The sequence below is a fragment of the Bradyrhizobium sp. Kon56 genome (assembly GCF_055807635.1).
In genome coordinates, this window is sequence record NZ_JBVVOU010000002.1 from 165,558 (window position 1) to 192,215 (window position 26,658).

Annotated in this window: 28 protein-coding genes and 1 tRNA gene; 14 read left to right on the top strand and 15 right to left on the bottom strand. The window is 63.7% G+C overall.

Going from position 1 to position 26,658, the window contains the following annotated elements; genetic code table 11:
- Positions 1-97: 97 nt before the first annotated feature.
- The 3 genes from AC0L3B_RS03875 to AC0L3B_RS03885 all read left to right on the top strand — a co-directional run bounded on the left by AC0L3B_RS03875 (position 98) and on the right by AC0L3B_RS03885 (position 3,507).
- Positions 98-1,072: an NADPH:quinone oxidoreductase family protein gene (locus tag AC0L3B_RS03875; protein ID WP_018459762.1), complete on the top strand. Its 975-nt coding sequence runs from the start codon at positions 98-100 to the stop codon at positions 1,070-1,072.
- Between the two features lie 407 nt (positions 1,073-1,479).
- A complete protein-coding gene (locus tag AC0L3B_RS03880; protein ID WP_473380047.1) occupies positions 1,480-2,322 on the top strand; it encodes a hypothetical protein in 843 nt (280 codons plus the stop codon).
- 18 nt (positions 2,323-2,340) lie between these two features.
- Positions 2,341-3,507 (top strand): TAXI family TRAP transporter solute-binding subunit, encoded by a 1,167-nt coding sequence (locus AC0L3B_RS03885; RefSeq protein ID WP_247338184.1) that lies wholly within the window; start codon positions 2,341-2,343, stop codon positions 3,505-3,507.
- Between the two features lie 144 nt (positions 3,508-3,651).
- Here the strand turns inward: AC0L3B_RS03885 and AC0L3B_RS03890 are convergent, their stop codons facing one another.
- Together AC0L3B_RS03890 and AC0L3B_RS03895 are read right to left on the bottom strand one after the other, a co-directional pair.
- Positions 3,652-4,041 (bottom strand): YkvA family protein, encoded by a 390-nt coding sequence (locus AC0L3B_RS03890; RefSeq protein ID WP_018459760.1) that lies wholly within the window; start codon positions 4,039-4,041, stop codon positions 3,652-3,654.
- 91 nt (positions 4,042-4,132) lie between these two features.
- Positions 4,133-4,435 carry a 4a-hydroxytetrahydrobiopterin dehydratase gene (locus AC0L3B_RS03895; RefSeq protein ID WP_018459759.1) on the bottom strand — a complete coding sequence of 101 codons (303 nt, stop codon included), beginning with the start codon at positions 4,433-4,435 and terminating at the stop codon, positions 4,133-4,135.
- Between the two features lie 154 nt (positions 4,436-4,589).
- Between AC0L3B_RS03895 and AC0L3B_RS03900 the strand changes: the two genes are divergently transcribed.
- On the top strand, positions 4,590-6,035 hold the full coding sequence (locus tag AC0L3B_RS03900; RefSeq protein WP_018459758.1) for a TAXI family TRAP transporter solute-binding subunit: 1,446 nt from the start codon (positions 4,590-4,592) through the stop codon (positions 6,033-6,035).
- A 103-nt stretch (positions 6,036-6,138) separates the two neighbouring features.
- On the top strand, positions 6,139-7,680 hold the full coding sequence (locus AC0L3B_RS03905; protein WP_473380048.1) for an alkaline phosphatase D family protein: 1,542 nt from the start codon (positions 6,139-6,141) through the stop codon (positions 7,678-7,680).
- A gap of 10 nt (positions 7,681-7,690) precedes the next feature.
- On the opposite strand, the gene AC0L3B_RS03910 is transcribed toward AC0L3B_RS03905, so the two are convergent.
- Positions 7,691-8,092, bottom strand: coding sequence for a response regulator (locus AC0L3B_RS03910; RefSeq protein ID WP_085359643.1), 402 nt, complete (start codon positions 8,090-8,092; stop codon positions 7,691-7,693).
- 154 nt (positions 8,093-8,246) lie between these two features.
- Here AC0L3B_RS03910 and AC0L3B_RS03915 point away from each other — a divergent pair, with 154 nt between their 5' ends.
- From AC0L3B_RS03915 to AC0L3B_RS03940, 6 genes are all read left to right on the top strand, one after another.
- Positions 8,247-9,011 carry a Crp/Fnr family transcriptional regulator gene (locus AC0L3B_RS03915; RefSeq protein WP_018459755.1) on the top strand — a complete coding sequence of 255 codons (765 nt, stop codon included), beginning with the start codon at positions 8,247-8,249 and terminating at the stop codon, positions 9,009-9,011.
- 79 nt (positions 9,012-9,090) lie between these two features.
- On the top strand, positions 9,091-9,807 hold the full coding sequence (locus tag AC0L3B_RS03920; protein WP_473380049.1) for a prolipoprotein diacylglyceryl transferase: 717 nt from the start codon (positions 9,091-9,093) through the stop codon (positions 9,805-9,807).
- The gene (locus AC0L3B_RS03925) at positions 9,788-11,218 is read left to right on the top strand and encodes a radical SAM protein (RefSeq protein WP_247474931.1); all 1,431 of its coding nucleotides are present in this window, start codon (positions 9,788-9,790) and stop codon (positions 11,216-11,218) included. Before AC0L3B_RS03920 ends, AC0L3B_RS03925 begins: the two co-directional genes overlap by 20 nt.
- Positions 11,215-11,484: a hypothetical protein gene (locus AC0L3B_RS03930; protein WP_018459752.1), complete on the top strand. Its 270-nt coding sequence runs from the start codon at positions 11,215-11,217 to the stop codon at positions 11,482-11,484. The genes AC0L3B_RS03925 and AC0L3B_RS03930 overlap by 4 nt, the downstream gene beginning before the upstream one ends.
- 256 nt (positions 11,485-11,740) lie before the next feature.
- Positions 11,741-13,567, top strand: a complete 1,827-nt coding sequence (typA, locus tag AC0L3B_RS03935) for a translational GTPase TypA (RefSeq protein ID WP_085348520.1) — start codon at positions 11,741-11,743, stop codon at positions 13,565-13,567.
- Positions 13,568-13,692: 125 nt separating this feature from the next.
- Entirely contained in the window at positions 13,693-14,937 is a 1,245-nt protein-coding gene (locus tag AC0L3B_RS03940) for a flavin monoamine oxidase family protein (RefSeq protein ID WP_085384729.1), read from the top strand.
- Between the two features lie 88 nt (positions 14,938-15,025).
- Here the strand turns inward: AC0L3B_RS03940 and AC0L3B_RS03945 are convergent, their stop codons facing one another.
- Genes AC0L3B_RS03945 through AC0L3B_RS03960 form a run of 4 tightly spaced genes read right to left on the bottom strand, consistent with a single transcriptional unit; the run spans position 15,026 to position 18,124 of the window.
- The gene (locus AC0L3B_RS03945; protein WP_085348521.1) at positions 15,026-15,433 is read right to left on the bottom strand and encodes a thiol-disulfide oxidoreductase DCC family protein; all 408 of its coding nucleotides are present in this window, start codon (positions 15,431-15,433) and stop codon (positions 15,026-15,028) included.
- Positions 15,433-16,752 carry a DoxX-like family protein gene (locus tag AC0L3B_RS03950; RefSeq protein ID WP_473380050.1) on the bottom strand — a complete coding sequence of 440 codons (1,320 nt, stop codon included), beginning with the start codon at positions 16,750-16,752 and terminating at the stop codon, positions 15,433-15,435. Before AC0L3B_RS03950 ends, AC0L3B_RS03945 begins: the two co-directional genes overlap by 1 nt.
- A gap of 8 nt (positions 16,753-16,760) precedes the next feature.
- The gene (locus tag AC0L3B_RS03955) at positions 16,761-17,228 is read right to left on the bottom strand and encodes a DUF2269 family protein (RefSeq protein ID WP_085359637.1); all 468 of its coding nucleotides are present in this window, start codon (positions 17,226-17,228) and stop codon (positions 16,761-16,763) included.
- Positions 17,225-18,124: a dienelactone hydrolase family protein gene (locus AC0L3B_RS03960; protein ID WP_473380051.1), complete on the bottom strand. Its 900-nt coding sequence runs from the start codon at positions 18,122-18,124 to the stop codon at positions 17,225-17,227. The genes AC0L3B_RS03955 and AC0L3B_RS03960 overlap by 4 nt, the downstream gene beginning before the upstream one ends.
- A 263-nt stretch (positions 18,125-18,387) precedes the next feature.
- Here AC0L3B_RS03960 and AC0L3B_RS03965 point away from each other — a divergent pair, with 263 nt between their 5' ends.
- Positions 18,388-18,897 carry a GNAT family N-acetyltransferase gene (locus tag AC0L3B_RS03965; protein ID WP_007598725.1) on the top strand — a complete coding sequence of 170 codons (510 nt, stop codon included), beginning with the start codon at positions 18,388-18,390 and terminating at the stop codon, positions 18,895-18,897.
- Positions 18,898-19,072: 175 nt separating this feature from the next.
- Positions 19,073-19,609 carry an inorganic diphosphatase gene (ppa, locus tag AC0L3B_RS03970; protein ID WP_007604168.1) on the top strand — a complete coding sequence of 179 codons (537 nt, stop codon included), beginning with the start codon at positions 19,073-19,075 and terminating at the stop codon, positions 19,607-19,609.
- Between the two features lie 37 nt (positions 19,610-19,646).
- On the opposite strand, the gene AC0L3B_RS03975 is transcribed toward ppa, so the two are convergent.
- Genes AC0L3B_RS03975 through AC0L3B_RS03985 form a run of 3 tightly spaced genes read right to left on the bottom strand, consistent with a single transcriptional unit; the run spans position 19,647 to position 21,197 of the window.
- Positions 19,647-20,531 carry a bifunctional methylenetetrahydrofolate dehydrogenase/methenyltetrahydrofolate cyclohydrolase gene (locus tag AC0L3B_RS03975; protein ID WP_473380052.1) on the bottom strand — a complete coding sequence of 295 codons (885 nt, stop codon included), beginning with the start codon at positions 20,529-20,531 and terminating at the stop codon, positions 19,647-19,649.
- Between the two features lie 10 nt (positions 20,532-20,541).
- A complete protein-coding gene (locus tag AC0L3B_RS03980) occupies positions 20,542-20,886 on the bottom strand; it encodes a DUF167 domain-containing protein (RefSeq protein ID WP_018459744.1) in 345 nt (114 codons plus the stop codon).
- Between the two features lie 20 nt (positions 20,887-20,906).
- A complete protein-coding gene (locus AC0L3B_RS03985) occupies positions 20,907-21,197 on the bottom strand; it encodes a YggT family protein (RefSeq protein ID WP_007598721.1) in 291 nt (96 codons plus the stop codon).
- Positions 21,198-21,401: 204 nt separating this feature from the next.
- On the opposite strand from AC0L3B_RS03985, the gene AC0L3B_RS03990 reads away from it, so the two are divergent.
- Positions 21,402-21,477: transfer RNA gene (locus AC0L3B_RS03990), tRNA-Ala, on the top strand.
- Positions 21,478-21,585: 108 nt separating this feature from the next.
- Here AC0L3B_RS03990 and AC0L3B_RS03995 read toward each other — a convergent pair.
- From AC0L3B_RS03995 to AC0L3B_RS04015, 5 genes are all read right to left on the bottom strand, one after another.
- Positions 21,586-22,398 carry an enoyl-CoA hydratase gene (locus AC0L3B_RS03995; protein WP_085359633.1) on the bottom strand — a complete coding sequence of 271 codons (813 nt, stop codon included), beginning with the start codon at positions 22,396-22,398 and terminating at the stop codon, positions 21,586-21,588.
- 109 nt (positions 22,399-22,507) lie between these two features.
- On the bottom strand, positions 22,508-23,302 hold the full coding sequence (locus AC0L3B_RS04000) for a glutamine amidotransferase (RefSeq protein ID WP_473380053.1): 795 nt from the start codon (positions 23,300-23,302) through the stop codon (positions 22,508-22,510).
- Positions 23,303-23,429: 127 nt separating this feature from the next.
- Positions 23,430-24,209, bottom strand: coding sequence for an SDR family NAD(P)-dependent oxidoreductase (locus tag AC0L3B_RS04005; RefSeq protein WP_026233870.1), 780 nt, complete (start codon positions 24,207-24,209; stop codon positions 23,430-23,432).
- A 230-nt stretch (positions 24,210-24,439) separates the two neighbouring features.
- On the bottom strand, positions 24,440-24,928 hold the full coding sequence (locus tag AC0L3B_RS04010; RefSeq protein ID WP_204512893.1) for a tellurite resistance TerB family protein: 489 nt from the start codon (positions 24,926-24,928) through the stop codon (positions 24,440-24,442).
- Between the two features lie 287 nt (positions 24,929-25,215).
- A complete protein-coding gene (locus AC0L3B_RS04015; protein WP_247474935.1) occupies positions 25,216-26,625 on the bottom strand; it encodes an adenylate/guanylate cyclase domain-containing protein in 1,410 nt (469 codons plus the stop codon).
- Positions 26,626-26,658 lie beyond the last annotated feature (33 nt).

Below are 26,658 nucleotides of genomic sequence, written 5' to 3' on the forward strand. Positions count from 1 at the left end.
AAACCGGATTGTCGCCCGCACCTAAATCCGGCAGAAACGGGCAAACTATAAATCCACTCGAAACGCCCAGTACTTCACTTCTCAAGAAGGTGCCGCCATGAAAGCCATCCTCTGCTCGCAATATTGCCAGCCCGACGATCTCGTTCTGGCCGACGTGCCGGATCCGGTGGCCGGTCCCGGCGAAGCCGTGATCGCGATCAAGGCTGCGGCGCTGAACTTCTTCGACATCCTGATGATTCAAGGCAAGTACCAGATCAAGCCGCCATTCCCGTTCTCGCCGGCCGCCGAAGTGGCTGGGGTGATCGAGAGCATCGGTCCCGGCGTGACTGATCTGAAGATCGGCGATCGCGTCGTCGCCTCCTGCGGCCACAACGGCGCGCGCGAAAAGATCGCGCTGCCGGCGGCATCGATCGTGAAGATCCCCGACAATCTCGATTATGACCGCGCGGCCGGCATCATCATCATCTACGGCACCGCGCTGCATGCGCTGGAAGATCGCGCGAGCCCGAAGCCGGGCGAGACGCTCGCGGTGCTCGGCGCCGCCGGCGGCACCGGACTTGCCGCGTGCGAGCTCGGCAAGCTGATGGGCCTGAAGGTGATCGCCTGCGCCTCGTCGGACGAGAAGCTCGAATTCGCGAAGGCGCACGGCGCAGAACTCGCGCTCAATTACGGCAAGGAAGATTTGAAGGAAGGCCTGCGAAAGCTTACGGGCGGCAAGGGCGTCGACATCATCTTCGATCCGGTTGGTGGCACCTATGCCGAGCAGGCCCTGCGCTCGATTGCCTGGGAAGGCCGCTTCCTCGTGATCGGCTTCGCCGCCGGCGACATTCCGAAGATGCCGCTGAACCTCGCGCTGCTGAAGGGCTGCGATATCCGCGGCGTGTTCTGGGGCGCCTGGACCCGGCTCAACCCGGAAAAGAACCGCGCCAATCTCGAGAAGCTCGTGAAGTGGACAGCGGAAGGAAAGATCTCCTCGCATGTCGATCGCGTCTTCCCGCTGGCGCAGACGGCGGATGCGCTCAAGGTGCTCGCCGGACGCCAGGCGATGGGCAAAGTGATCCTGCATCCGTGAGGCTATGCGGCACGACGTGTGTCGGTACGGCCGCTCGCCACGAGCTCAACTGTCATCGCCCGGCTTGACCGGGCGACCAGTACTCCGAGACGTCAGTCATTGAATCGAGAAGCCGCGGCGTACTGGTTTCCCGCCTTCGCGGGGAATGACCGCGAGCGCGGGACAGGCAGTGTCCGCGCCGCCGCCGGGTCAATCCCCGTCAACCATTGTCGACAAAATTGCGGGGCATTCCTCCGCCTCGCCTCAATCAAACCCAAATATCTCCCGATTCGCGCAAGCCGCCGACGTTTTTTGGGCTGATTCAGACGGCGATTTACCGGCTCCAGTTTGCGGGGCATTTCTGGACAACAACAAAAAGACTGAAGCCGGGATGCCCCAGCGTTGCGTTAGTAGTGGGGAGCATCACCATGGAGACGACGGCGTACCGCCCGTCCAGGGAATCGAGATCGTTCGATTCCGATCAAGCTGCATCACATCCGGCCGTCGCGTCCTATATCCGTGCGCGCGCCGCGCGGCTCGATCTGTCACCGGAAGATCCAATTCCACTGTTCCTGTCCGATCCGCTCGGTGTGCCGGAGTCAGGCGAATATACGGCGCGGGCGTTGGGTCCCCGGCTCAGAATTGTCCCGCGTGTTCTCGCGGCGGTTCTCATCGCATCCACGCTGGCCGTTGCGGCCGCGCTGTATCAGCCCAGTCTCCGCAATCTCTTCGCCGCCGACGCTGCCGGCCCGACGGGTGCCGAGCTGGACCAGGCCATGGCGTCGGCCAACGTGCCGGACAGGCCTCAGACCGCGTACAAGGACCCGGCGCGCTTGAGCAACACAAGGCTGGCGAGCGCTGACGCGCAGGATCTCCCCGCAGCCTCAGCTCCGAGCCGCGAAGCGATTGCGACTGCCTATCAAACCGCGCTGCAAGCCCAGGTGCCCGGGCCAGTCGCGGCGCCGCCTGCGCCCCCACCGCCCGCTAAGACGCTCGATGCCGACACACTGGCTGGGCTGATGGCGCGCGCGAACGGTCTGTTGGCCGTCGGCGACATTGCCGCGGCGCGCCTGCTGCTCGAACGGGCCGCCAATGCACAGGATGCAACGGCTGCATTTCTGCTCGCGCAAACCTATGACCCGGCGGTGCTGGGCACGAGCGACGCGCGGCGCGTTGCTGCCGACGCGACCGCCGCGCGCGACTGGTACCAAAAGGCCGCAGGCCTTGGATCGGCGGAGGCGCGGCAACGCCTCGCCCAGCTTCAGAACTAGAACTCTTTAGGGGATATCATGCGTAATGCTTTGAGAATGGCGCTTGCCGCCATCATGATGATCTATGCCTTCGCGGCACGCGCGGAGCAGACCGAATATGATCCGGCCAAGGTCTCTGACAGCCTGAAAGCCATCTTCCAGTTCGGTTCGACCTCGACCAAGCAGTCGCTGAACGCCAACACCGTGACGTTGATCACCGGCACGATCGGCGGCACCTATGTGCAATTCGGCGCCGACCTCGCCTCCGTGCTCGACGACGGCAACAGGATTCGTGTGTTGCCAATCGTCGGCCGAGGTTCGGTGCAGAGCGTTGCCGACATCCTGTTCCTGCAAGGCGTCGATCTCGGAATCGTCCGCGCGGATACGCTCGACTATCTCGAGCGCAAAGGTTTTGCCAAGGACATCAAGAAGCAATTCACCTATGTGACGAAGCTCTACAACGAAGAGATGCAGGTGATCGCGCCAAAATCGGTCGCGACACTCAAGGATCTGGAAGGCAAAACTGTAAGCGTCGATCTGCCCAACGGCGGCACCTTCGTCACCGCGCTCACCGTGTTCGAGCGGCTCGGGATCAAGGCGAAATTCGTTTATGTCGAGCAGCGCATCGCGATGGAGAAACTGAAGGCCGGCGAGATCGACGCCGTCATCGTGGTCGGCGGCAAACCGTACAAGTCCGTTTCGACCTTCGGCAATGACGGCCGCTTCCACCTTGCGACCGTGGATTATGCAAAGCCCCTCCAGAGCGACTATCTGCCGGCGACGCTGACCGCCAAGGACTATCCGAACCTGGTCAAGGAGGGCGAGAGCGTGGACACCATCGCGGTGCCGGCCGTGCTCGCGGCCTACAACTGGGCGCCCAACACCGAGCGCTACCGCAAGCTTGCACTGTACGTGGACGCGTTCTTCACGAAATTCCCGACGCTGCAGAACCCGCCCTTCCATCCAAAGTGGAAGGAGGTCTCGCTCGCGGCGCCCCTGGCGGGCTGGAACAGATTGCCGGTGGCGCAGCAATGGCTCGACCGCCACGGCGTCGAACCGGTGACGCGGCAACGCTTCGAGGCGTTCCTGCGACAGAGCCCCTCGGCCGCAAAAGTGTCCGACGCGGACAAGGAAACGCTGTTCAAGCAATTCCAGGCGTGGGACGCCGAAAAGGCCCAGGCCCAGGCGCAGGCGGAGAAGAAGTAGCGAGCAGTCATCCACACATACAGCTGTCATCGCCCGCGAAGGCGGCGATCCAGCATTCCGAGACGGTTATGGTTCAATCGGAAGGCCGCGGCGTGCTGGATTCCGCACCATCGCGAGGAATGACAGCGGAGTATGCGGCGACAGCTATTGCGCGGCTTCCGGCTCCACCTCATCCACCCCGCGCTTCAGCGCGGCGCGGGCGGCTTCGCGATGCTCGTTCGTGATGTGGCTGGCAACCATGCGGATCGCGGTGGCGAGTACGGCGGCGTCATCGGTGAAGCCGAGGATCGGCATCACGTCGGGAACGAAATCAAACGGCAGGATGAAATAGGCGATCGCCCCGAGCAGCGAGGCCTGGACATGGCGCGGCGTCTGCCGGTCGAAGGCGCAGTAATAGGCGGCGAGCAGATCCTCCGCGAACGGCAGATGCGCGGCGACACGCTTCAGCTTGCGCCAGAAGCGGCGGCGCACGCTCTCACGATCTTCCGCGAGCCGGTCGGCGGGCTCGAAACCGACGCTGTGTTCGGCAGCCATGTTCGACAAACTCCCCGTTCCAGCCTGGGTGGCAGATCGCCGCATCCCGTGCTGATCACAAGATGGGGACGCGGCCTTCCCCTGCAAGACGTCAGCCTGGTGTCAGCTTGGCGATGGCGTTCATCGCCTTGGCGAGCTCGATGTCGAGCGCGGTGACGCCGCCGGCGTCATGGGTCGACAGCACCACCTCCACCGTTTTGTAGACATTGCGCCATTCGGGGTGGTGGTCCATCTTCTCGGCGACCAGTGCCGCGCGGGTCATGAAGCCGAACGCCTCGTTGAAATCCTTGAAGACAAAGGTTTTCCCGATCGCCTCGCGTCCTTGAGCCTCGGTCCAGCCAGGTAGTTCGCCCAGCGCCTGCCTGCGTGCCTCCGCCGAGAGCCGTTCTGTCATCCTCGCCTCCGTCCTTTCAGGGGAACTTTACCCTAACACCGCACTGACGCCCCGGGTTCATACGGGATTGGACCCCATCCGCTAACCATGACGGAGATGTAACCCTGCCGGACAAGAAATTTGCTACACTTGCAGGCGTAAACCGCCGGCCAAGATGAAACTGAGCCTCAAGCGAATGTTCGGGAGATCGATGACCGGGGGATTGGACCTGGCCGAAGCGCCCACCCCGCCCTCGCCGCGATCATCGGCGCGGAAGACGGCGCTCGTGACTCTCGCGCTGGTGCTCGCGATCGTTGGCGCGCTCGCCGGCGGCTATTACTTTGCCATGCGGCCGGTGACGCTGAAGATCGCGGTCGGCCCCGCCAACAGCGATGACGTCAAGGTCGTGCAGGCACTGACCCAGGCCTTCGCGCAGCATAAGAGTTCTGTGCGGTTGCGCCCGATCCAGACCGACGGCGCCACCGCCAGCGCCAATCTGCTCGCGGAAGGCAAGGCCGATCTTGCCATTGTGCGCGGCGACGTCGACGTACCGAAGAACGCGCAAGCGGTTGCGACCCTGCGCAAGAACGTCGTGGCGCTATGGTCCGTGTCCGGCAAGGGCAAGAAGAAGGGCGCGAAGATCACCAAGATCGCGCAGCTCGCCGGACATCGGGTCGGCGTGGTCGGCCGCACCCAGGCCAACGTCAATTTGCTCAAGGTGATCCTGCAGCAATACGGTGTCGATCCCGCCAAGGTCGAGATCGTGCAATACCCGGCAACCGAAGCCGTCGAAGCGATCAAGGCGCAGAGGGCTGATGCCTATCTCGCGGCCGGTCCCGTCAACAGCAAGATCACGGCGGAGGCGATCGCCGCTTCCACCAAGGATTTCGGCACGCCGACCTTTCTCGCGATCGATTCCGCGGATGCGATCGCCCAGAACCATCCGGTCTATGAAGCGGCCGAGATTCCCGCGGGCACTTACGGCGGCTCGCCCGATCGTCCCGATGACGAGGTCAAGACCATCAGCTTCTCGCACCACATCGTGGCGCGCAAAGCAGTGTCCGAAACCACCATCGCGGCGTTCACGCGCCAGCTTTTCTCCGTACGCCAGCAATTGGTGACGGAATTCCCGCTGGCGGCGAAGATCGAAACGCCCGACACCGACAAGGATGCGGTGATTCCCGTGCATCCCGGCGCCGCCGCTTTCGTCGACGGCGAAGAAAAGACCTTCCTCGACAGATACAGCGATTACATCTGGTGGACCCTGATGGCGCTCTCGGCCATGGGCTCGATCGGCGCCTGGTTTGCGGGCTATCTGAAGAAGGACGAGCGCGACAACAACAGCCATCTGCGCGAGCGGCTGCTCGACATGATCACCGCCGCTCGAAAGAGCGAAACGACCGAAGATCTCGATCAGATGCAGACCGAGGCCGACGAGATCCTGCGCGATACGCTGCGCTGCTACGACCACGGCGCGATCGAGGAAGGTGCGCTTACCGCCTTCAACATTGCGCTCGACCAGTTCCATGCGGCGGTTGCCGACCGCAAGGCGGTGCTGTTCAGCCTGCCGCAGAACCTGCAGCGCGCCGGTGCCCAATTCCGGGCCGCTGGCAACGCGTAAGCGCTCGCGCGTTATCGCCGCGTCACATTGTCTCAATATAGCGTCTGCTTCACCATGGCGACCGCCCTGGGCGATCGCCTCCCGCGATATCGAGACCGTCTTCATGAACATCAAATTCTCCCGCCGCCGTTTCCTGACGACCAGTGCCGGCGCGCTCGGCGCGGTCGCAATGCCCCATCTCTCCCGCGCGGCCGACCGGCCGGCGGTGACCCATGGCGTGCAGTCGGGCGACGTCACCGTCGACAGCGGCGTGGTCTGGGCGCGCACCGACCGGCCCGCACAGATGCTGGTCGAGGTGGCGACGACGGAGTCGTTCAGGGATGCCCGCGCGCTGCCGCCGATCGCGGCGCTGCCCGACAGCGACTTCACCGCGAAGATGCTGATCGAAAACCTGCCGGGCGGACAGGACATTTTTTATCGCGTCCGCTTCCGCGATCTTTCGCACACCGCGGTGGAGGGCGAGCCGGTGACCGGCCGCTTTCGCACCGCACCCGCCGACCGTCGCGACGTCAGCTTCGTCTGGGGCGGCGACGTCGCAGGACAAGGCTGGGGCATCAACCCTGATGACGGCGGCATGTTCACCTTCTCGGCGATGCGCAAGCACCGTCCGGATTTCTTCCTGCACTCCGGTGACACCATCTATGCCGACGGCCCTATCCAGTCCGAGGTGAAGCTCGTGGACGGCAAGATCTGGAAGAACGTCACGATTCCCGAGAAGGCCAAGGTCGCCGAGACGCTGGACGAGTACCGCGCCGCGCACAAATACAATTTCACCGACGACAATCTTCGCGCCTTCAATGCCGAAGTGCCGATCTTCGTGCAGTGGGACGACCATGAGGTGACCAACAACTGGTCGCTGTCGAAGGAGCTGCCGGCGACCTACAAGGAGCGCGACATCGCACTGCTTGCGGCCCGCGCAAGCCGTGCCTTCCACGAGATGTATCCGATGCGCGAGAGCATCGTCGAGCCCGGCCGCGTCTATCGCCAGATCTCCTATGGTCCCCATCTCGACGTGTTCGTGCTCGACGAGCGCAGCTATCGCGGCCCGAACGGCCCCAACCTCGAAACCGTTTACGACCCGGCCAGCTATTTCCTCGGCCCGGACCAGATCGCCTGGCTCAAGCGCGGCCTGTTGAATTCTCGCGCGACCTGGAAAGTGATCGCCTCCGACATGCCGCTCAGCCTCGTCGTGTCAGACACGCCGAAGGGGGGATCGGAAGCCATTGCGCAGGGCGACGGCCCGGTGCGCGGCCGCGAGTTCGAGATCGCCGACATTCTGCGTTTCATCAAGATGGCGCCGATCAGCAACACCGTATGGCTGACCGCGGACGTGCATTACGCCGCCGCGCATTATTACGATCCGAACAAGGCGCAATTCCAGGATTTCGAGCCGTTCTGGGAGTTCGTGTCGGGGCCGCTTCACGCGGGCACATTCGGTCCGAACGCGCTCGACAATACGTTTGGGCCGGAGGTGCGTTTCGTCAAGGCGCCCGGGAAAGACAACCAGAACCTGCCGCCGTCCGCCGGCATGCAGTTCTTCGGTCACGTCAAGATCGACGGCGCCTCCGGCCAGATGACGGTGACCTTGCGCGACCGCGCCGACGTCGCGCTGTGGTTGACCACGCTCGATCCGAAGCCGGCCTGACGCCGTATCGCTAGTTCGCCGCGCGGACCTGGAGCGCCGCCTCCAGCGCGTCGCTCGAACACGGCTTCTGCAATCGCGGCTGGCCGGCGAATTCGGGCGGGATGCGCGCGTCAGCGCCGTAGCCGGTGACGAACACAAAGGGAATTTTCAGCGCCGCGAGCCGTTCGGCGACCGCAAAGCTGTTCTCGCGACTCAAACCGACGTCGAGCAAGGCGAATTCGGGGGCGTGCGCCGCGATTGCGGCCAGCGCCTGCGCGACTGAACCTACCGTGCGCACGCTCTTCACGCCAAATCCGAGCAGGCGATCCTCGAAGTCGATCGCGATGATCGGATCGTCCTCGACGATGAGGACATCGGCGGGACAGTTCGAATCATCGGAAACGGCGGGTGCCATCATCGTAACTTGGAGCATGAGGTTTCTCTGACTGGGATACCGCGTCATGACGCCTGTACCCGGCGCGGAGGTTCCCGGAACGAAACCACCACATCACAGTTGTTAGGTCTGTCTACTTGTGCACACAGACCTCGTCGGAACTCGCTAATGTGGAGGCGGATGGGAGTTTAAGATGGACGCGCGGACCAGCAACGCCACCGAGATCGATAGCCGGCCGACCAACAATCTGCTGCGGCGCTTGAGCCCGGCCGACTTCGCCCTGCTTGCGCCGCATGTCATGCTCGAAAGCGCCGCAGCGAATGAGCTGCTCTACAACCCCGGCGACGACGTCCAGGTCGTCCACTTCCCCTGCGGACCGTCGCTTGCAACCTTCCTCGTTCCCAATGAGGACGGCCGCGATGTCGAGACCATCCTGGTCGGCCGCGAAGGCGCGGTGGGCGGCATCGTCAGCGAGGGTTATCTGCCGGCCTATACCCGGATCTGCGTGAAATTCGGCGGGCCGTTTGCGCGAATTCACGTCAGCAAGCTGGAGGCCGCCAAGCAGCGCTCGCCCTCGTTGCGCCATGTCTTCGCTCGTTACGCCGACTGCATGCTGGCTCAGATCTTCCAGTCCACCGCCTGCAACGCCATTCACTCGATCGAGCAGCGCACCGCCAAATGGATGCTGGCCGCTATGGAGCGGACCGGCGACGAGAGCAGCGTGCCTCTGACGCACGAGCAACTCGCGACACTGCTCGGCGTCGGCCGCAGCTATGCCAGCCGCGTGCTCCAGTCGTTCAAGGCGGAGGGCGTGCTCGACACGCGACGCGGATCGATCCTGGTCCGCAACCGCGAGGGCCTGCGCCTGCGCTCCTGCCTGTGCAACGAGGCCGTGAAGATGCACTTCGAGGAGGTGCTGCGCGGCGTCTATCCGACCGAGGAGAGGCAGGCCGGCTAGCCGCCTGACTCGCTCCTCTTGGGGGATAAGAAGCGGCCGCACTATCCCGCCGCGGGGGAACCTGGGCTAATGTCCCCGCATGAGCGGGGCTTTCCTTCACACTCTCTTCGACATCGCGGCGTGGCTGGCTGCGGCCGTGGCGCTCTACTGGCTGTCGCGACAGGGCTTGCGGTTTCCGGCGCAATCCTTCGAGCGGTCCTACCTCGCCGCTTTGGTGTTCGGTGCGGGCCTTGGCGCCTATCTGTTCGGCTCCGCGAATCTGTGGCTGTCCGGCCAGAGCGGCATCGCGCGCTCCGTGGAAGGAGCGCTGGTCGGCGGCATCGCGGCGATCGAGCTCTACAAAAGGTCCGCAGGGATCACGGTCCGAACCGGCGCCCGTTTTGCGCTGCCGCTGGCGCTCGGCATCGCGATCGGCCGGCTCGGCTGCTATTTCGCGGGCCTCGACGATTTCACCTACGGCACGCCGACGGCATGGCCCTGGGGCCATGATTTCGGCGACGGCATCCCGCGCCATCCCGTGCAGCTCTACGAAAGCGCCGCGATGGGGGTGTTCGCGCTGCTCTACGTGGTGGCGGTCTTGAACCGGAGCGCGTTTGTGATCACCAATGGTTTCTACCTCGTCCTCGTCTACTATGGAGCACAGCGCTTCCTGTGGGAATTCCTCAAGCCCTACGGCACGCTGATCGGCCCCTTCACGCTGTTTCACCTGCTGTCGCTGTCCATCCTGCTCTACGCCGTCGTCATGCTGGCGAGGGCGCCCAATGCGAGACCCATGCATGAACGCGCCGTTGCGTAAGTCGCGTCCCTATATCTTCTGGGGCCAGACCCAATCTCTCTGCGAGACCTGCCTGAAGCTGGTGCCGGCCAAGATCCAGATCCTCGACAACGAGGTTTGGTACGAGAAGCGCTGCAAGGAGCATGGCGTCCAGTCCACGCTCGTGTCGACGGACGCCGCGTATTGGCGCCTGTGCAAGGATTTCATCAAGCCGGGCGACCGGCCGCTGGCCTTTCAACGGCATACCGAATTCGGCTGCCCCTATGATTGCGGCCTGTGCCCCGACCACGAGCAGCATTCCTGCCTCGCGCTGATCGAGATCACCGAGCATTGCAATCTGACCTGCCCGGTGTGCTTTGCCGATTCCTCGCCGGCGCGGACCAGCTTCACGCCGCTGGCCAAGGTCGAGCGAATGCTGGACGCGCTGGTCGCGAGCGAGGGCGAGCCTGATTTGGTGCAGATCTCCGGCGGCGAGCCGACGCTGCATCCCGACTTCTTCGCGATCCTCGATGCGGTGCGCGCCCGCCCGATCCGCCATGTCATGATCAACACCAACGGCCTGCGTATCGCCCGCGAAAAGGATTTCGTGGCGCGGCTCGCCGAGAACAAGCGCGGGCTCGAGGTCTATCTCCAGTTCGACTCGCTCGAACGCGACGCTTTGATCAATCTGCGCGGCGCGGATTTGCGCAAGATCCGTCAGCAGGCGCTGGAGAATCTCGAGCATTACGGCGTATCGACCACGCTGGTGGCGACCATCAAGCGCGGTGTCAACGATGCCGAGATCGGCGACATCGTCCGCCACGCGCTGACCTGGAAGTGCGTTCGCGGCGTCACGCTGCAGCCGGTGCAGGACGCCGGCCGCAACGAAAATTTCGACAAGAACACCGATCGCATCATGCTGTCGGAGATCCGCAAGCGCGTGGTCGAAACCGGCGTGTTCGGCGACAAGGACATGATCCCGCTGCCCTGCAATCCCGAAAGCATCTCGATCGGTTACGGCCTGCGCAACGGCGAGAAAGTGCTGCCGCTGACCTCGCTGATCCCGCAGGAGCAACTCGTCGCATTGTTGCCCAATACGATAAGCCCGGAGAAGCATCCGGCACTGAGGGAGAAATTCATCGATCTGTTCTCGCTGTCCTCGGGACCGCTGAACACGAGCGAGCGCGTCTGCGAATTGCTGTGCTGCCTGCCGAGCTTCGAGGTGCCGCAGGGAATCACGTACGAGAACGTATTCCGCGTCACCATCGTGCAGTTTCTCGACCGCTTCAATTTCTGCGTCGGCAACGTCAAGCGCAGCTGCATCCATTTCGTCACCGAGAACGGCGCGATCATCCCGTTCGACACCTACAATCTGTTCTACCGAAACGGAAAGATCGACGGCATCCGCGCCGAACTGGCGGCGCAGTCAACCGCAGGAGTCCTGCAGGCATGAGCATCAGCGACACGCCGCCGCCAGCCCCTCCGGGACCGCCTCCTGCCCCGCCGAACAAGCGCGGCGGCTGCCTGACCGCGATCATGGCGATCTTCGGGATCCTCATGCTGCTACCCGGTGCCTGCGCATTGCTGTTCGGCGGAATGTCGGTGATCGAGGGCGGCCGGATGGGTTCCGACGTGGCACCGCTGGTGTTCGTAGGCCTGGTCGTGGGGCTGGGCGGGGTCGCCCTGATCTGGGCCGCGATCAAGGGCCGGCGCGGCTGAGCCCGGCTTTTCGCCTAAACCCCGGGAATTCCCGGACAAAATTCAATCAACCAACGGCCAAAGAACACATTGTTTTTTGGCCGTTTTTGCCTATATTGCGCCGCAACGCGTAGGGTGCCCGGTCGATATGCCGGGCTTTCCCTTTTGGGCGGAAAGCGCCCCGTTTCCAGTCTTCAAGCGTTGTTTCGAGAAGAGGTCCCGGTCTGACCGGCGAGATCGCGCTTAACCCATTGTCCGACCGCAAAGAAGCCCACTCATGAATCTTCGCAACATCGCCATCATCGCCCACGTCGACCACGGCAAGACGACCCTGGTCGACCGCCTCCTCCAGCAATCCGGCACCTATCGCGAGAACCAGAAGGTGACTGAGCGCGCCATGGACTCCAACGATCTGGAGCGCGAGCGCGGCATCACCATTCTGGCCAAGGCGGCCTCGGTGCAGTGGAAGGACACCCGCATCAACATCGTCGACACCCCAGGCCACGCCGATTTCGGCGGCGAGGTCGAGCGCATCCTCAACATGGTGGACGGCGCGCTGGTGCTGGTCGACGCCGCCGAGGGGCCGCTGCCGCAGACCAAATTCGTAGTCTCCAAGGCGCTCAAGGTCGGTTTGAAGCCGATCGTCGTGATCAACAAGGTTGACCGTCCCGACGCGCGGGCAACCGAAGTCATCAACGAGGTGTTCGACCTGTTCGCGGCGCTCGACGCCAGCGAGGAGCAGCTCGACTTCCCGATCCTCTACGGGTCGGCCAAGCAAGGCTGGATGGCCGAGAGCCCGGACGGGTCGCAGGAAGCCGGCATGCAGCCGCTGTTCGACCTGATCGTGCGCCATGTCGCGCCGCCGACCGTCGAGGAAGGCCCGTTCCGCATGATCGGCACCATTCTGGAAGCCAACCCCTATCTCGGCCGCATCATCACCGGCCGTATTTCCTCGGGCTCGATCAAGCCGAATCAGGCCGTGAAGGTGCTGGGCGCCGACGGCAAGATGATCGAGCAGGGCCGCATCACCAAGATCCTCGCCTTCCGCGGCATCGAGCGCACTCCTCTCGACGAAGCCGAGGCAGGCGACATCGTCGCCATCGCCGGCCTGACCAAGGGCACCGTCGCCGACACCTTCTGCGATCCGTCGGTCGACACCCCGCTGGTGGCGCAGCCGATCGACCCCCCGACCGTGTCGATGTCCTTCATCGTCAACAACTCGCCGCTCGCCGGCACCGAAGGCGACAAGGTCACCAGCCGCATGATCCGCGACCGCCTGCTGCGCGAGTCCGAGGGCAACGTTGCGCTGCGGGTCGTCGAAGCCTCCGACAAGGACGCAATGGAAGTTTCAGGCCGTGGCGAATTGCAGCTCGCGATCCTGATCGAGACCATGCGCCGCGAGGGCTTCGAGCTTTCGGTGTCGCGTCCGCGTGTCGTATTTCAGAAGGACGAGGCCACCGGCGCCACCCTCGAGCCGATCGAGGAAGTCGTCATCGACGTCGACGAGGAGCATTCCGGTGTCGTCGTGCAGAAGATGAGCGAGCGCAAGTCCGAGCTGATCGAGATGAAGCCGTCCGGCGGCAACCGTCTGCGGCTGGTGTTCTACGCGCCGACCCGCGGCCTGATCGGCTACCAGGGCGAGCTGCTCACCGATACCCGCGGCACCGCGATCATGAACCGTCTGTTCCACGGCTACGCGCCGTACAAGGGCGAGATCCAGGGCCGCCGCAACGGCGTGCTGATCTCCAACGACCAGGGCGAAGCGGTGGCTTACGCCATGTTCAAGCTGGAAGATCGCGGCCCGATGATGATCGAGCCGGGCTGGAAGGTCTACAAGGGCATGATCGTCGGCGAGCATACCCGCGACAACGACCTCGAGATCAACGTGCTCAAGGGCAAGCAGCTCACCAACATCCGAACCACGTCGAAGGACGAAGCGGTGCGCCTGACCCCGCCGATCCGCATGACGCTGGAAAAGGCGCTGGCCTATATCGAGGACGACGAGCTGGTGGAGATCACGCCGAAGTCGATCCGCCTGCGCAAGCGGCACCTCGACCCGAACGAGCGCAAGCGCGCGGAAAAATCCAAGGAAGCGGTGGCTTAAGGCCACTCGGACACACGACGAATGCGTCATGGCCGGGCTTGTCCCGGCCATCCACGTCTTCGATACTGGTGTCAATGACGTGGATGCCCGGGACAAGCCCGGGCATGACGATGAAATTGACCGCTATGTCCCTCCCCTCCTCCGTCGACGTCGCGATCATCGGTGCGGGCGCCGCCGGCCTCGGCGCGGCGCATGCGCTGGCAGGCCCCGGCCTCTCCGTGATCGTGCTCGAGGCGCGTAACCGGCTCGGTGGCCGGGCCTGGACGGTGCAGGCCTCGCCCGAAGTCACCTTCGACGTCGGCTGCGGTTGGCTGCATTCGGCGGACAACAACTCCTTCGTCGCGATTGCAAAGCAGCTCGATTTCGAGGTCAACAAGGACCTCCCGCCCTGGCGCGAGCGCGCCTATGGCGACGCGTTTCCGAAAGCCGAGCGCGATGATTTCATGCACGCCATGGACGCCTTCTATCAGCGGCTGTGGGAGACCGCCCAGAAGGGCCAGGATGTCCCCGCGAGCTTCAGCCTGGAGCCCGGCAATCGCTGGAATCCCATGATCGACGCGATCTCGACCTACATTAACGGCTGCGAACTGAAGGACATGTCGACGCTGGACTGGGACGCCTACGAGGACAGCGACCTCAACTGGCGCGTCCGCCGCGGCTACGGCGCGCTGATCGCGGCCTATGGCGCGCCCTGCCTGGTGGCGCTGAACTGCAACGTCACGCTGATCGATCATTCCGGCCAGCGCATCCGCATCGAGACATCGCAGGGCACGCTGACCGCGGACAAGGTGATCGTCACCGTGCCGACCAATCTGATCGCCAATGAGGCGATCCGCTTCTCGCCACCTCTCCCCGCCAAGGTCGACGCCGCGGCCGGCCTGCCGCTCGGTGTCGATGACAAGGTGACGCTGGCGCTCGACGATGCCGAAGCCTTCCCGAAGGAAGGTAATTTGCGCGGCGCCACGATGCGCACTGACATGGGCACCTATCATATCCGCCCGTTCGGCCAGCCCTGCATCGAAGGCTTTTTCGGCGGCAGCTTTGCACGCGAACTGGAAGACGCGGGCGACGGCGCCATTGCCGCCCAAAGCATCGAGGAGATCGCAGGCTTCCTCGGCAACGACATCAGGCGAAAGCTGAAGCCGCTCTACGAGTCGCGCTGGGCCCACGACCCCTTCGCGAGAGGCTCCTACTCGCACGCCCTGCCCGGCCACGCCGGTGACCGCGCCGTGCTGGCGGCACCGACCGATGGGCGGCTGTTCTTTGCGGGAGAAGCGACGTCGCCGAACTTTTTCTCGACGGCGCATGGGGCGCGGGACTCAGGGGAGCGGGCGGCGAGGGAAGTGCTGGGCGTTCTGGGCAAACCGTAACCGCACGCTCGTCATTGCGAGCGCAGCGAAGCAATCCAGAATCTTTCCGCAGCGACACGGATCGCTTCGCTGCGCTCGCAATGACGAATTACTCGATCACCCGTGCTCGCAAATCGGCGTCAGGCACGAAGCACGCATCGTACTTGCCAAATATGCGGTAACGGTTGCGCGCAATGAGGCTATACACCGGGTCGCGCAACGCTTTCGGGACGGCAAACAACGCACGCACCCAGCCCCAGCCGGGAAGCTGCGACAGCACCGTCAGCGCAGCGTCCGACTTCATGAACACCTCGCCGCCGTGAATGACGGCATTGGTGTCGGGATCAGCGGGATCGATGCCGAACGTGCGCGCGAGCCGGGCGCCATAGTCGGACTGGATCGGCGTGAAGCGAAACCTCTTCCCCGTGTCGCGCGCGGCGACGAAGCGGACCCAGCGCGAGCAAAAAATGCAGACGCCGTCGAAGAGGATCACGTCGTCGTCAGGCCATTTTGGCATCAGCGATTGTCCAACATCAAAAGCGCAACAAGCATCAGCACGATCGCCGGCCCCGTCTTCACCGGTGCGCCGAGCGGCTCGATCCAAAGGTCCGGCGTCAGGATCGCGGCACCCAACATATAGCCCAGCGAAGCCAGGATGCCTGCAACGAGCCCGAGCGCAGCGGTGCGACGGAACGCGATCAACACGCCGATGCTCATATCCATCAGGCTGGTGGCGATGGTGATGGGATCGACGAGCGCCGAGGGAAAGTTGTGCGCACTCAGGATGCCAGCAGCGGCGCGATAGGACACGAACAGCGCGATGAAACCGGAGACGCACCAGAACGCGACAAGGCTCGCGAAGATCAGCGTCTTCACCAAAAACAGCCGCGCGAACCATTTGTCCTGGATCGTGGCGGGGTGGCGCCCGACCGTCTGAGCCAGTGATTTCGGCACGATGCCCGTGGCGGCGATCCACGCCGAGGGATCGCCGGTGACGCCGCGGCGCAGCTCGGCGATGGCCGTGGAGCGCATCGGCGGTATCCAGCCGAGATAGTTGGCGACATCGCCGCCTTTCGCGCCGAGATCGAGCACGAAGGACGGCATCGCGACGCGCGACCAGCCGGCCGTACCGAACGCGATACGGAACTGCTTGATGACGCCAGCCATTGTAATCGGTTCGACCTGCATCAGGTCCCAGTTCACGGCCTTCACCGATGCGTCGTCGATATCGCGCGCGGCAAGCCAGGCAATGGTGGCGGAAATATCCTCGACAGCAAAGGGCTGGAACGGCGTCGCCATCTCCTTCTCCGGCAGGTCGAGCGGGGAGGCCGCAAGCGTGCGGAGCATCGCGCTGCCGCCATAGGCCGACGGCGCGACCACGAAACCGGGCCGCAGGATGGCGTGGGGAGTGCCGGAAGCCACGATCAAACGTTCGGCCTCACGCTTCGTCGTTGCGAACGCGGTTCGATCCTCGCCGGCGGTCCCGGGAATCGAGATGTGCACAAACCGGATCGCACGGCCGCTGCCGCCAATCGCCTGAAGCAATCGTATGACGAGATCGCGATGCACCGCGTTGGTATCGCTGCCGGGGCCGTCCTGGAGCACGCCGAGGCAGTTCACGACGACAGCGACCGCGTGCTCACCAAGGAGGCGCGTCAGAGCCGCCGCATCGAGGGAGAGGATCGGCAGCTCGATGTCCAGCGCGCTCATCTTCTGCGCCACCGACAGGCTGCGCGCCACCCCGATCACGCGAAATCCATGCGCGCGAAGATCGTCGGTGACGTAGCGGCCGATCAGGCCGGAGGCGCCGAGCACGAGAATGGTTCGCTGGCTCATGACCTTCCTCAAAACGGTTTTGCGATCATCAGCCAGAGGATCAGCATCGTGGCCCCGAAGCCGGGGAAACCGAACGCGAACCAGCGGCGAAACAGGACGAAATAGCGCTCCGGAAGCGCGCCACGCTGCTCGGCGGCCTTCCGCGCGAGATCGCGCATCTCGATCTGCATGAAGATCACGGGGATCCAGAACAAGCCAGCAATTGCATAGAGCGCAAGGGAGGCGAGCAGCCAGCGCTCGGCGACCGACGTTGCCGAGAGCATCATCAGCAGGCCGCCCGTGACCGGCTGGAGGATCACGGCGGACAACGTGAAGATCGCGTCGGCGATCACGACTGCCGAAGCGGTGCGCGCGATGAACGCCACGTCGTTCGTGCGATGTGCCATCAGCATGAAGAAGGCAATGCCGGTTCCGGTGCCGAGGATGACGATAGCTCCGAGCACGTGCAGATATTTGATGAGGAAATACAGCGTCATGGCTTCTTGGTCACCACGGGCTTGGGCAGGCTCAACCCACGCGCAAGCTCGGCACTCGCGGCTTTGACGCCGGCCTCGGTTTCGATCATCCAGTGGCCCTCGCTACCGACGGCCGGCGTCGTGCGGAAGTCGACCTTGCCACCGCGGCCGCGAAACGCATCGACCAGCGCAAGCGAAAATGCCGGTGCAAAGTAGCTGTCATTGGCGGCAACGAGCCATGTGACGCGGATGCGCGCGGCCTTGCCGAATTCAGCCGCCGCGGCGAGAAGCGTATGCGGCGCGCAGATCCGGTTCGGCTCGTCATTGGCATGGCCGCCGCGGCCCGGCGCAATGGCGATGATGGCGGAGATCGCCTTCGGATCGGCATTCGCGAGCGCCAGCGCGCCCCAACCGCCGGCGGAATGGCCTATCACGATCGCGGGGTCCTTGCGGATAAAATCCTGCTTTCGCACATAGTCCAGCGCGAGCGCGATTTCGTCGGCCGTTGCGCGGCCCGAGCGCACGTAGTCCGCCTCGTCGCAGCCACCCTGGTCCTCGACATAGCGGCCACCGGTCGCACCATGGCCGAGCCGTTCGGGCACCAGCACGGCGAAGCCGCGCGCGATGAGGAATGCAGTGAGTGCGCGGTATTCCGGCTGTGGCGTTTGCGCGCGCCGCAAGCTGTTTTGCGTCGAAGCATGCGCGATCACCGCAAGCCGGAAGGGGCCGGCACCGGGCGGACGAAACAGCAGGGCATGAGCGGCGATGTCGGTATCCGGCGATGGCACGTGCCATTGCTGCCGGCGAAACGGAGCGCCCTCCGCTCCTGACGAACCAAAAATGACCTGAGCGCACACCGGCGGCGCGGTCAGCAAGGCCAACAGAGCCAGGAGCACGAGAATGTTGAGGAGCCGCATGAATGGCCGGAGGCGAGAAACTGCGACTGTCACACTAGTAGGAACGAATCAATATCGGCAGACTTTCTGCGTTGCCATTGCCGTTCATTCGTTGCCGCAAAGCAGTTTTGCACCGGCGCAGAGCACCCTGGTGCCATTCGAACCGGCGTCTTGTCTTTTTTCGGTACAACATGGTTCAAATACTGATGCAGAAAGTCCACACGTTAACCGATAATTAACGATAGGTCTTGCCGCCGGCGCGGCGACTTGGTTTGATCACGTCCATGAGCACAACCCTGATCGAGGTCCGGCCGGCCAAAGCCGCAGATGCAACTGCGGTGGCGTCCACCCATGACGAAGCCTGGCGCTCCGCCTATCAGGGCATCATTCCCGGCGCCGAACTGGAGAAGCTGATCAACCGCCGCGGTCCGCAATGGTGGGACAGCGCGATCCGCAAGGGCAGCCGCGTCAGCGTGCTGGTGTTCGGCGACAAGATCGCAGGCTACGCCAATTACGGCCGCAACCGCGCCCGCAGCCTGCATTTCGACGGCGAGGTCTACGAGCTTTATCTGCGTCCTGAATTCCAGGGCCTGGGCTTTGGTCGCCGCCTGTTCACCGCGGCCCGCCGCGACCTGATGCAGAGCGGCCTGAAGAGCATGGTGGTGTGGGCGCTCTCGGACAACGATCCGGCCACCGAGTTCTACCGCGCCTTGGGCGGCCGCATGGTGGCGCGGTCCTCGGAGCGTTTCGGGCCGAAGTCGCTCGACAAGGTTGCCTTCGCTTGGACCAATTGAGCTGCTGAAGTCCCGCCGGCAGCGTTTTCCTTCCGTCGATACCGCTGCCTTGAGCCGGTGATCGCCGGATTCATTATTTCACAAAAACGCGATGGATCAGCGGGCCAAGCCCGCGTATGACAGCGCCAAAATCGCTGCCGGGTGCGATTTAACCTCGGCAACAACGGAGCCTTGAATGCGTATCGATGCGGTCTCGATCGGGAAAAACGTCCCTCACGACGTCAACGTCATCATCGAAGTCCCCGTGGGCGGCGAACCGATCAAGTACGAGATGGACAAGGAAGCCGGCACGCTGGTGGTTGACCGCTTCCTCTACACGCCGATGCGTTACCCCGGGAACTACGGCTTCATTCCGCACACGCTGTCCGACGACGGCGATCCCTGCGACGTCCTCATCATCAACACCCGCGCCATCATTCCCGGCGCGGTCATGAGCGTGCGCCCGGTCGGCGTGCTGTTCATGGAAGACGAAGCCGGCGGCGACGAGAAGATTCTTGCGGTGCCGTCGTCGAAGCTGACGCAGCGCTATGACAAGGTGAAGTCGTATTCCGACCTGCCGGACATCACGCTCCAGCAGATCCAGCACTTCTTCGAGCACTACAAGGATCTCGAACCCGGCAAGTGGGTGAAGATCCTGCGCTGGGGCGGCCCCGAAGATGCGCACAAGCTGATCCTCGAAGGCATCGATCGCGAGAAAAAGAAGAAGGCCTGAGCTCTGCTCCCTCGCCCCGCTTGCGGGGCGAGGTGAACTACACCGCCGGCTTCGGCAGCCCTGCAATCGCGCAGGCCGCGCGCAACGTGTTCACGAGCAGGCAGGCGACTGTCATCTGACCGACGCCGCCCGGTACCGGCGTGATGGCGCCAGCCACGGCGAGCGCTTCCTGAAAGGCAACATCGCCGACGAGACGCGTCTTGCCGTCGTCCCTCGGAATCCGGTTGATGCCGACGTCGATCACGGTCGCCCCCGGCTTCAGCCAGCCGCCGCGCACCATCTCGGACTTTCCGACGGCGGCATAGACGAGGTCTGCGCGCCTCACGAGCCCGGGCAGGTCACGCGAGCGCGAATGCGCGATGGTCACCGTGGCGTTCTCGTTCAGCAACAGCTGCACCAGCGGTCGGCCGACGAGGTTGGAGCGGCCGATGACGATGGCGTTCATGCCTTCAAGCGAAGCATGCACGCTCTTGGTCAAAATGATGCAGCCGAGCGGCGTGCAGGGCGACAGCGCCTCGAAACCGCCGGCGAGGCGGCCGGCATTGTTCGGATGCAGCCCGTCGACATCCTTGCCGGGGTCGATGGCATTGACGACCGCCGCGGTATTGAGGCCCTTGGGCAGCGGTAGTTGCACCAGAATACCGTGCACGGCGGGATCGCGGTTGAGTTTTGCGACCAGCGCCAGGAGATCTGCTTGCGAGACGTCGGCCGGCAGCTTGTGCTCGAACGAGGCCATGCCGGCGGCCTGGGTCTGGGTGTGTTTCGACCGGACATAGACCTCGCTCGCCGGGTCGCTTCCGACCAGGACCACCGCAAGGCCCGGAACCAGATTGTGCTCGCGCTTGACGCGTGCGACCTCGTCGGCGACGCGGGCGCGAAGTTCTGCGGCGATGACTTTTCCGTCGATGATCTTGGCGGTCATGTCAGTTCCCTCAGTCTGTCGATTTGGCTGATGCGAGCTGGCGCAGGGCTTCGCCGAGCCGCGCCGGATCGCCGTCGACCGCGATCTGCTTCAGCCGCGAGGTCGCTCCCGACAGGAGTTTGACGCTGGCCTTGGGCACGCCCAACGATTTCGCCAGCAGCACCAGAACGGCCTTGTTGGCCTCGCCGCCATCTGCGATAGCGCGCACTCGCACCTTGAGCACGCTGCGGCCATCGGAGAGCTGCTCGATCCCGTCGATGTCGTCGCGGACGCCGCGCGGCGTCACCCGCAGCGCGATGCTGATACCTGCGGCCCCGTAACGCCAAGGTTCCTTGATGACAAGGTTCTTTGGCAACCCAAGGCGCTCCAGCTTGCTTAGATCACGTTCGGGTAGATGTAATACAGGATCACCCGCTCGATGAACATGATGAGCAGGATCAGGATGATCGGCGAGATGTCGAGGCCGCCGAGGCTGGGCAGGAAATTGCGAATCGGAGCCAGGACCGGCTCGGTGATTCGGTACAGGAACTCCGCCACCGCCGAAACGAACTGGTTGCGGGTGTTCACGACGTTGAAGGCGATCAGCCAGGACAGGATCGCGGACGCGATCAGCAGCCAGACGTAGAGGTCGAGCACGATGATGACGATGTCGAGAACGGCACGCATGGCTTTTGAAGACTCTGACTTTTGAAAATTCTGGCTGCGGTCGGGATTGACGCCTGCTGCTAGATATCGGTTCCCCCCGGTCCAAACAAGGGAAGTCGGTGCCGGGATGGCTAAAACCGGGTTACACCCGTCCTTGACTTGACCTTGGCGGGGACTTAAATGGCGCCCGGTTGTCGGCCGCATTGACCAGAGCGGCCTACAAAAGGGGCCATAGCTCAGCTGGGAGAGCGCGTCGTTCGCAATGACGAGGTCGGCGGTTCGATCCCGCCTGGCTCCACCACGCTTCGCCCTTCGGGCTACGCGTGGCGCAGCCGCGCGGAGCTCGAGGGGCGAAGCGTGGTGTCCGGCGTAGCCCGCAGGGCGAAGACGGACTGCCCCTTAAGCTTCCCTACTTCCCCGTAAACCTTGGCGGCCGCTTCTCCATGAAGCTCGCGACTCCCTCCCGGAAATCGCTGCCGTTCAGCGCCACCATCATGTCCCGATTGGCTTCGATCGTCGCCTCCGCCAGCGTCTGGAACGGCACCTCGTAGAGCTGCCGCTTGATCACGGCCATCGCGCTCGGCGAGACGAAATCGGCGAGGTCGCGCGCATAGGCATAGGTCTCCTCGCGCAGCTTCTCGGGCGAGCAGAGCCGATTCACCAGCCCCATCCGCAGCGCCTCGTCACTCGAAACGCGGCGCGCCGAGAGCAACAGATCCATCGCGTTGGCGTGGCCGACGATTCGCGGCAGCATCCAGCTGATGCCGTGCTCGGCGATCAGACCACGCCGGGCGAAGGCGGTGGTGAACACGGTGTTGTCGGCGGCAAAGCGCAGGTCGCAATAGAGCGCGTGGACGAGGCCGATGCCGGCGGTCGCGCCATTGAGCATGGCGATGACAGGCTTTCCGATCGACGGGTAGAAGCCATAGCGCGTCTGCCAGTCCGGCCGCCGGTTCATGTCGAAGGGAGGCAGGTTCGACGCGCGCCTGACATCATCGGGGTCGAGCCCCTTCAATGCGTCCATGTCGGCACCGGCGCAGAAGGCGCGGCCCGCGCCGGTGATCACGATGACGCGGACATTGTCATCGGCGCTCGATGCTTCCATCGCATGGCGCACGTCGCGCTCCATGATCGGCGTCCACGCATTCATGCGATCGGGACGGTTGAGCGTGATGGTCGCGACCTTGTCGCTGACCTCATAGAGAATGTGTTCGTAAGCCATGGTGCTCTCCCTTTGTTTGCCGGCGCAGTTTCGCGCGCGCTCGTTGACATGAGCCTAGCATATCAAGGGATGAGACAAGGGCTTGTGCCAACGGCCTGGGAGGGCGCGATCACTCGGCGGCTTGCGCCAGCAACGGCCGACGCGCCAGCCAGCCGTCGATGAATTGATCAAGCCAGGCCCGTTCCGCGGCATCGTAGACGGCACGGTCCGCGAAGTGATGATGCCGCTGCCGCGCGCCGGGCGCGCTGAGACCGTCATAGCCGCGCGTGGTCCAGCAATGCATCATGGCGTAGGTCACGTCAGGATGAAACTGCACGCCGAAAGCGTTGCCGGTGCGGAACGCCTGCACCGGAAAATCATCGCCTTCGGCAAGCAGTTCAGCGCCAACCGGTAGCTCGAAGCCTTCGCGATGCCAGTGATAGACCCGTGCCGGCCAATTCGGGCAGAGCCCGTGTCCCGCGGGTGTCGGGCGGATCGGGTAGTAGCCGATCTGGGTCAGCGCATCGGCATGCGCCGCGACGCGGGCTCCTAACTGCTTCGCGAGCATCTGCGCGCCGAGGCAGATGCCGAGGAACGGCCGCTGTTCGCGGAGCGGAATTTCGATCCAGTCGATCTCGCGGCGGATGTAGTCGTCGGGATCATTGGCGCTCATGGGACCGCCGAAGACCACAGCGCCGGCATGCTGGTCGAGGGTCTCAGGCAGCGGATCGCCGAGGCGGGGACGGCGGATGTCGAGGCGGTGGCCAAGGGCGCGCAGCGCATTGCCGACGCGGCCGGGCGTCGAGGATTCCTGATGCAGGATGATCAGAACCGGCAACCGGGTTTCGAAGGCGGCGACATCAGGCGTCCTTCTGGGGAAGGGCACCACATCTGCGCCACCAAATCTGTCCGTCCGGAACGACATGGTCTTTGCGACTGCTATCGGTTCTGACCGCCAGCATAACTAAGCGATCGTTAATTTCGTGTGAGTTTGCGCACACACACTCCCGATAGAAAGCAAGCTCCGGGCCACGACCGACCGAGAGCTCCCTCTAGCGTCTTTGTCTCTGAAACCGGCTGGTGGCGGACAGGATGAAGCCGCGCGGGAAGAAGCGCAGCGCGAATGGCACAATCTTGATGCCCAGACCGGGGAGCACGGCCCGCTTGTTGGCCATCAGGCCGCGATAGGCCTGTCGTGCGACCTCAGCGGCAGGAACATTGAGAAGGGCCGTATCATGTCCGGACCCAACGCCGGCGCGCGCCTGGAATTCGGTGGGCACCGGGCCCGGGCAAAGTACGGTGACGCGAACGCCGTGCGGTGCAAGCTCCGCCCGCAAGGCCTCGGTGAAGGAAATGACATAGGCCTTGGACGCGTAATAGACCGCCATGCCGGGGCCGGGCAGATAGCCGGCGACCGATCCGACGTTGAGGAGGCCACCCTTGTTCCTGATCAGCTGATCGGCAAAGCGCAGCGACAGATCCGTCAGAGCCCGGACATTGACATCCACTATGCCGACCTGCTCGACGCGGTCGCGCTCAATTGCGTCGCCGAACACGCCGAAGCCGGCATTGTTGACGAGATGATCGAGCTCGACGCCTTCGGCAGCGAGTGCGGCGGCGATCTTCTCGCCGGCATCCGCATCCTCAAGATCGCAGGCGATCACGATCGGCTTTTTGCCACCCTTGGCAGCGAGCTCGTTTGCGAGCGCCTCGAGCCGGTCCGCGCGTCGCGCCGTCAGCGCAAGACGGTGTCCGTTCGCGGCGAACACACGCGCTAGCTCCGTGCCGATGCCCGCCGAGGCACCGGTGATCAACGTTACCCGCTCAGTCACGATCAAGATCTCTTGAATTGAAGTTTTTTGGCGCCGCAATGCTGGAACGAGAGCATAGGCCGTGCGCGACAGGCAAGCGGCGTCCACCGCATAGCCACCTGAGCGGGAAACGGGGGAAGCAGGAAAACCCCGTTTTTACAGGGGAAAACCGGAACCCGGGCAGCCCCGAGGCTACATTAAAGTTTCGTCATGTGGTCCGCACAACCGCCAATTGGCGGTATTGGCAATGATCACCCACCGACCGCGCTGTTCTTGACCTGACCACCGGCACGATCTGCGACCGCGTGCTTCAGGTCGATCCGGTCGCGTTGCGAAATCCCGAGCAGGTCGGAGGCACGCCAGACCACATTATCCTCGAACTCGGTAACCTGGCCATCGGCATAGACCAGCTCCCACATCATCTGGACGACCCGCTTGCGGCCCTCTTCGTCGAGCGAGCGCATCATGATGCTGGTGAAGTGATAGAGGTCGACCGCCTCGCCCTCGACCTCCGTCGCATCCGCGATCAGACGATCCGCGGTGCCGCGATCGAGCCCAAAGTGGCTTTCGATCAGGCTGTGCAATTTGCGCTGCTCGGCAGCCGTCGGCTGGCCGTCCAGCGAGATCACGTGAACCAGCAGCGCGGTCGCCGCCAGCCGGTAATCACTGTCACCGAAAGCACGGTCCTGGGCATGGGGAGCAACAATGTCGGCGATGAATTGGCGCAGGCCGTCGAGCATAAGATCCTACCGAAATCGATGAAGCCGCGGAGCGCGACCGCTACCAGCATTATATGAGTAGGAAATTCAACCGGCGCAACGTGCGTCAGTTCCGCGCGTCGCATTACGTTTCGGCAATCTGAGTCTGTGATTTTGGAGTAGGGCAAGGCAAGTGCGCACATGTGGTCCCGGCGAAGGCCGGGACCCATAACCACAGGCTGCGGTTTGGCGAAGGCTTTGGCAACGACCATCCAGCCTGTTTCGGAAATCACGCGGTATGGTCCCGGCCTTCGCCGGGACGACACCAGTCACGGTATCTCGTACACCACCATCTTGTCGGCGATGCCGCGCAGTGCGGCCTGCTTCTGGATCGGCCTGATTTCGCGCTGCTTGAGGACTTCGGCAACCGCCGGCGCATCCAGCACCGGGCCGGTGATGTGAATCTCCTGCGCGGTCGAGAGGCTCTGCACGCGGGCGGCGATGTTGACGGTCTGGCCGAAATAATCCTGCCGCTCGTTCAGCATCACCGCGAGGCACGGACCTTCGTGGATGCCGATCTTGACGATGAGATCGGCAGTACCGCGCTTTTTGTTGAGCTCGTCCATCGCCGCGCGCATCCGCAAACCCGCTGCGATCGCATGCTCGGGACGGACGAAGGTCGCCATCACGGCGTCGCCGATGGTCTTCACCACCGCGCCTTTCTCGGAGGAGATGATCTCGAGCAGCGCATGGAAATGCGCGCGCACGAGGTCGAAGGCGGCAAGATCGCCGACGCGCTCATAGAGCGCGGTCGATCCCTTCAGATCGGTGAACAGGAAGGTCAGCGAGGTGATCTGGAGCCGCTGGTCGAGACTGAGATTGTCCGCCTTGAACACATCACGAAACGTCTGGTTCGACAGCATCCGCTTGGCGGTCAGGAACGGCTTGCGCTTGCCGATGAGGTGATGGAGCGCCTCGGCCGCGATGAACACCGACGGCAGCACGCGTACGCCGGCCTGGTTCTCCAGCGACAGCCGCAGCGGGCCCGGCCGCATGGTCGTGGTTCCCGTCGGCGCCTGCACCCTGTTGTACATGATGGCGAGCTGCTGACGGTCCTTGGTGGGCTCGCCCTGCACGTCGATGAAATGCGCCGCGTGCGTCACCGGTTCGAAGATGATGATGAAATCGTTCGGCAGTTGCAGCGACATGGTCGCCTTCTCGCCGGCCGGCAGCTCCATCGTATCCAGCGTCACCTCGTTGGCGAGCGTCGCAAACGATTCCTTGTTGAAGTCGACGCCGGAACTCCAGAACACCTGCTTGAAGTACTCCCACACCGGAAGCGTATCGGGATCATGCGCCGCAATGCGCCGGACGCGTGAATTGACGGTGAAGGAGACTTCGACCTGATCATCGACGGAGGCCTTGTAGCCGCAGGCGCACAGCGCACAATGATAATCGTCTGGCTTGAGCGCCTTCAGGGTCGAGTGCGCACCCAACACGCCGCCGCAGCCCGGGCACAGCACATTCCAGCCCAGATCGAACAGGCCGAGCCGCGCCGAATGCAGGAATGCCGAAATCGCGTGCTCTTCATCGAGACCGTGCTGCTTCGCGAAATCGAGGACATTGACGCGGTTGAGCTCGTGATCTTCGCCGTCCTCGATGAGGCGCGCGATCGCGTCGACCACTTTCGCATCGGCGGTCTGCTTCAGAACGGAAAACTGGGCCTGGATATCGCTCATGGCGCAACTCTATCTGGAGTGGATCACGCCGTC

What these genes read in the sequence shown, in the direction of transcription:
- AC0L3B_RS03875 (WP_018459762.1), top strand. Translation starts at nt 98, where the DNA reads ATGAAAGCCATCCTCTGCTCGCAATATTGCCAGCCCGACGATCTCGTT.
- AC0L3B_RS03880 (WP_473380047.1), top strand. Translation starts at nt 1,480, where the DNA reads ATGGAGACGACGGCGTACCGCCCGTCCAGGGAATCGAGATCGTTCGAT.
- AC0L3B_RS03885 (WP_247338184.1), top strand. Translation starts at nt 2,341, where the DNA reads ATGCGTAATGCTTTGAGAATGGCGCTTGCCGCCATCATGATGATCTAT.
- AC0L3B_RS03890 (WP_018459760.1), bottom strand. Translation starts at nt 4,041, where the DNA reads ATGGCTGCCGAACACAGCGTCGGTTTCGAGCCCGCCGACCGGCTCGCG.
- AC0L3B_RS03895 (WP_018459759.1), bottom strand. Translation starts at nt 4,435, where the DNA reads ATGACAGAACGGCTCTCGGCGGAGGCACGCAGGCAGGCGCTGGGCGAA.
- AC0L3B_RS03900 (WP_018459758.1), top strand. Translation starts at nt 4,590, where the DNA reads ATGAAACTGAGCCTCAAGCGAATGTTCGGGAGATCGATGACCGGGGGA.
- AC0L3B_RS03905 (WP_473380048.1), top strand. Translation starts at nt 6,139, where the DNA reads ATGAACATCAAATTCTCCCGCCGCCGTTTCCTGACGACCAGTGCCGGC.
- AC0L3B_RS03910 (WP_085359643.1), bottom strand. Translation starts at nt 8,092, where the DNA reads ATGCTCCAAGTTACGATGATGGCACCCGCCGTTTCCGATGATTCGAAC.
- AC0L3B_RS03915 (WP_018459755.1), top strand. Translation starts at nt 8,247, where the DNA reads ATGGACGCGCGGACCAGCAACGCCACCGAGATCGATAGCCGGCCGACC.
- AC0L3B_RS03920 (WP_473380049.1), top strand. Translation starts at nt 9,091, where the DNA reads ATGAGCGGGGCTTTCCTTCACACTCTCTTCGACATCGCGGCGTGGCTG.
- AC0L3B_RS03925 (WP_247474931.1), top strand. Translation starts at nt 9,788, where the DNA reads ATGAACGCGCCGTTGCGTAAGTCGCGTCCCTATATCTTCTGGGGCCAG.
- AC0L3B_RS03930 (WP_018459752.1), top strand. Translation starts at nt 11,215, where the DNA reads ATGAGCATCAGCGACACGCCGCCGCCAGCCCCTCCGGGACCGCCTCCT.
- typA (WP_085348520.1), top strand. Translation starts at nt 11,741, where the DNA reads ATGAATCTTCGCAACATCGCCATCATCGCCCACGTCGACCACGGCAAG.
- AC0L3B_RS03940 (WP_085384729.1), top strand. Translation starts at nt 13,693, where the DNA reads ATGTCCCTCCCCTCCTCCGTCGACGTCGCGATCATCGGTGCGGGCGCC.
- AC0L3B_RS03945 (WP_085348521.1), bottom strand. Translation starts at nt 15,433, where the DNA reads ATGCCAAAATGGCCTGACGACGACGTGATCCTCTTCGACGGCGTCTGC.
- AC0L3B_RS03950 (WP_473380050.1), bottom strand. Translation starts at nt 16,752, where the DNA reads ATGAGCCAGCGAACCATTCTCGTGCTCGGCGCCTCCGGCCTGATCGGC.
- AC0L3B_RS03955 (WP_085359637.1), bottom strand. Translation starts at nt 17,228, where the DNA reads ATGACGCTGTATTTCCTCATCAAATATCTGCACGTGCTCGGAGCTATC.
- AC0L3B_RS03960 (WP_473380051.1), bottom strand. Translation starts at nt 18,124, where the DNA reads ATGCGGCTCCTCAACATTCTCGTGCTCCTGGCTCTGTTGGCCTTGCTG.
- AC0L3B_RS03965 (WP_007598725.1), top strand. Translation starts at nt 18,388, where the DNA reads ATGAGCACAACCCTGATCGAGGTCCGGCCGGCCAAAGCCGCAGATGCA.
- ppa (WP_007604168.1), top strand. Translation starts at nt 19,073, where the DNA reads ATGCGTATCGATGCGGTCTCGATCGGGAAAAACGTCCCTCACGACGTC.
- AC0L3B_RS03975 (WP_473380052.1), bottom strand. Translation starts at nt 20,531, where the DNA reads ATGACCGCCAAGATCATCGACGGAAAAGTCATCGCCGCAGAACTTCGC.
- AC0L3B_RS03985 (WP_007598721.1), bottom strand. Translation starts at nt 21,197, where the DNA reads ATGCGTGCCGTTCTCGACATCGTCATCATCGTGCTCGACCTCTACGTC.
- AC0L3B_RS03995 (WP_085359633.1), bottom strand. Translation starts at nt 22,398, where the DNA reads ATGGCTTACGAACACATTCTCTATGAGGTCAGCGACAAGGTCGCGACC.
- AC0L3B_RS04000 (WP_473380053.1), bottom strand. Translation starts at nt 23,302, where the DNA reads ATGTCGTTCCGGACGGACAGATTTGGTGGCGCAGATGTGGTGCCCTTC.
- AC0L3B_RS04010 (WP_204512893.1), bottom strand. Translation starts at nt 24,928, where the DNA reads ATGCTCGACGGCCTGCGCCAATTCATCGCCGACATTGTTGCTCCCCAT.
- AC0L3B_RS04015 (WP_247474935.1), bottom strand. Translation starts at nt 26,625, where the DNA reads ATGAGCGATATCCAGGCCCAGTTTTCCGTTCTGAAGCAGACCGCCGAT.